The 2,813-nt window shown below is 73.3% G+C and carries 4 protein-coding genes; all 4 read left to right on the top strand.

The features are described from left to right. Positions 1–921: ROK family protein (locus tag PKE44_RS17830; RefSeq protein WP_324553949.1), on the top strand; the 921-nt coding region annotated here is incomplete at its 5' end. Between the two features lie 95 nt (positions 922–1,016). Further along, entirely contained in the window at positions 1,017–1,358 is a 342-nt protein-coding gene (locus PKE44_RS17825) for a hypothetical protein (RefSeq protein ID WP_324553947.1), read from the top strand. 6 nt (positions 1,359–1,364) lie between these two features. Then, a complete protein-coding gene (locus tag PKE44_RS17820) occupies positions 1,365–2,312 on the top strand; it encodes a hypothetical protein (RefSeq protein WP_324553945.1) in 948 nt (315 codons plus the stop codon). Beyond that, positions 2,287–2,813: hypothetical protein (locus PKE44_RS17815; RefSeq protein WP_324553943.1), on the top strand; the 527-nt coding region annotated here is incomplete at its 3' end. The genes PKE44_RS17820 and PKE44_RS17815, both read left to right, overlap by 26 nt.

Below are 2,813 nucleotides of genomic sequence, written 5' to 3'. Positions count from 1 at the left end.
GGCGGCACCAAGATCGAACTGCTCGCGCTCGATGCCGACGGCCGCGAATGCCTGCGCCGGCGCGTGCCGACGCCGCAGGGCGATTACGCCGCGACGCTGCAGGCGATCCGGGGGCTGGTCGAGGCGGCCGAGCAGGAGCTGGGCGGGCGGGCGAGCGTCGGGCTCGGCACGCCGGGTTCGGCCTCGCCGCGGGACGGGCGCATGCGCAACGCCAATTCGACCTGCCTGAACGGCCGGCCGCTGGCGCGTGATCTCGAAGCCCTGCTCAACCGGCCGCTGCGCTTCGCCAACGATGCCAACTGTCTGGCGCTGTCCGAAGCCGTCGACGGTGCCGCGGCCGGGGCCGGGCTGGTGTTCGCGGTGATCCTCGGCACCGGCGTCGGCGGCGGGCTGGCGGCGCACGGGCGCGTGCTCAACGGCCACAACGGCATCGCCGGCGAGTGGGGACACAACCCGCTGCCGTGGCCGGCGATCGGCGAGCATCCGGGGCCGCTCTGCTGGTGCGGGCGCAGCGGCTGCATCGAGACCTGGCTGTCCGGCCCCGGCTTCGCGCGCACCCACGCCCGCGAGCACGGCCTGCAGCAGCTCGTGCCGGCCGAGACCATCGTCGGACGCGCCCGTGCCGGCGATCCGGCCGCCGCCACCAGCCTGGCGCGCTACTGCGAGCGGCTGGCGCGGGCGCTGGCAACGGTGGTGAACCTGCTCGATCCGGAGGTCATCGTGCTCGGCGGCGGCCTGTCGCGCGTCGACGAGCTCTACGCGCGCGTGCCGGCACTGATGACGCCGCACGTGTTTGCCGATGCCGTCGACACGCCGCTGCGCCCGGCCCTGCACGGCGATTCGAGCGGCGTGCGCGGCGCCGCCTGGCTGTGGAACGACGGCGCCGCCGTGAGCGCTTGCCAAGCCGGCCGCGGCGACTAGAACGTAAGCGGACGCCCGCCGCGGGTGGCCGCCGCCCGGACGCCGCGCCCCGCTGTCCGCCCCGGCCCGCACGGAAGGGACGCGAGGTACGGATCATGGCCGACGAACTCGACGCGGGCCGCGGCAAGCTGCTCGAAAAGCTCAACGCCGCCTTCGAGCGCATGACCACGCTCGACATCACCACCGCAGTCGGCGAGGCAACGAAAAACCCCGCCACCGGCCGCTACGAACCGGCCGCCGGCAGCAAGCTGCTGTACACGTCGATCGATCTGGTCGGCGGCGACATCCTGAACATCGTGCCGGCGGACTTCGGCGAAGGCGCCGACGATGCGCTGCGCGCCTTCCACCAGTCGCAGGTCGCCAGCGCGCAGGCGACGGTCAAGGCCAACCTCGACGCCGTCGAGAAGCTGATCGCGCTCGCGACCGGCAAGGACTGAACGCCGATGGCCGATCTGCGCCAGATCGCGCTGTCCATCGCGCAGGACCTGATGACGCTCGAAGTCAACACGGTCCTCAAGCCGGGCATGACGGCGCGCAAGCCGCCGGCCTATCCGCTGCTGCTGCGCGAGATCGCCGAGAAGTACGTCGCCACGCTCGTGCAACTCGACGCCGGCCCGGCCCCGATCCCCGGCAATCCGACCGCCGACACCGTGCACATCGACGCCGTGCACGCCGATGACGACTCGGTCGCCGCCGTGCACATCGACGCCGTGCTGCAGGATGCCGGCGCTCCGGCCGAACCGCCGGCCCCGCCGCCGCCGGCTTCCGAGCACGACACCGCGATCGGCCGGGCACTGGCGCTGATCGCGCAGACCTTTCCGGGCCTGGCCGCGCCCTACGGCCACCTCGCCGATGCGATCAATGCGCTGCACCCGCCCGGCAACGCCGCGACCTTCGAAAGCGGGGCCGGACCGTTCGATGAGCGCTTTGCCGGCGCGCTGCTGTGGGCGACGCTGTTCGGCAGTTGCGCCGATGTTGCCGCGACGCTGCTCGCGCAGACCCCGGCCGAATCGCCGGCACGCGCGCCGCTGCGGCGCATCGCACGCGAATCGCGCTGGCTGCAGGCCTTCATCGGCTGGCAGCACCTGCAGACGACGCCGGGCCGCGGCTTCGACCTGCAGCCCGAGGACCGCATGCGCCTGCGCAAGCTCTGGAACCTCGGCGGCGAGCGCGTCGTGATGCAGACGACGATCCACCTCGACGGCGACGTGCTGAACGGCATCGACCCGGCGCTGCTGCTGCATCCGCAGTTCGAAGCGGTCAAGGCGCTGCACGCCGATGGCGTCGGCACCGCGCTCACGCACTGGCGCGCGCTGTTCGAGGCGATCTGCACGGCCTTCGGCAAGCTCGGCGACGCGTTCTCGAATGTCCTCGACAAGCGCCGCGGCTGAGCCGCCGCGCTGGGTGGCCGGCCTGCTCGATTCGCGCAGCGGCGCCCCGGCCTTCTATCCGCGCCCCGGCCTGCGCGCGCTGCTCGCCGAACTGCTGCACGGCGACGGCGCCCAGCTCGTGACCGCGCGTACCGGCGCCGACGGCACGCCGGACCTCGATCACGTCGCCGTGACCACGCTGCTGCAGCTCGACGGCAGCGTGCTGGTGCAGATCGACGAACGTTCGCTGGCCGCGCCCGACTGGCCGGCGGCCTTCGCCGTGCACCGCGCTGCACTCGGCATCGCCGGCGAGCGCCTGTCCGCGTACGGCAAAAGCGTGGCGACGACGCTCACGTCGATCCGCGGCATTGCCATGTGCGCGCTGCCCGCACTCGCCAGCCCGACCCCGATGGGCAGCCGCGTGGCCGCGACGGTCTGCGCCTGGTGGGGGTTCAGCCCGGAGACGGCACCGCTGCTCGCGACCGGCCTGCACGTGCTGGCGCAGGCGGTGATGCCGATGGC

The sequence above is a fragment of the Plasticicumulans sp. genome, from assembly GCF_035331805.1.
GTDB lineage: Bacteria > Pseudomonadota > Gammaproteobacteria > Competibacterales > Competibacteraceae > Plasticicumulans.
The sequence above is the reverse complement of the archived record's forward strand: the minus strand, read 5'-3'. Positions and strand labels throughout refer to the sequence as shown.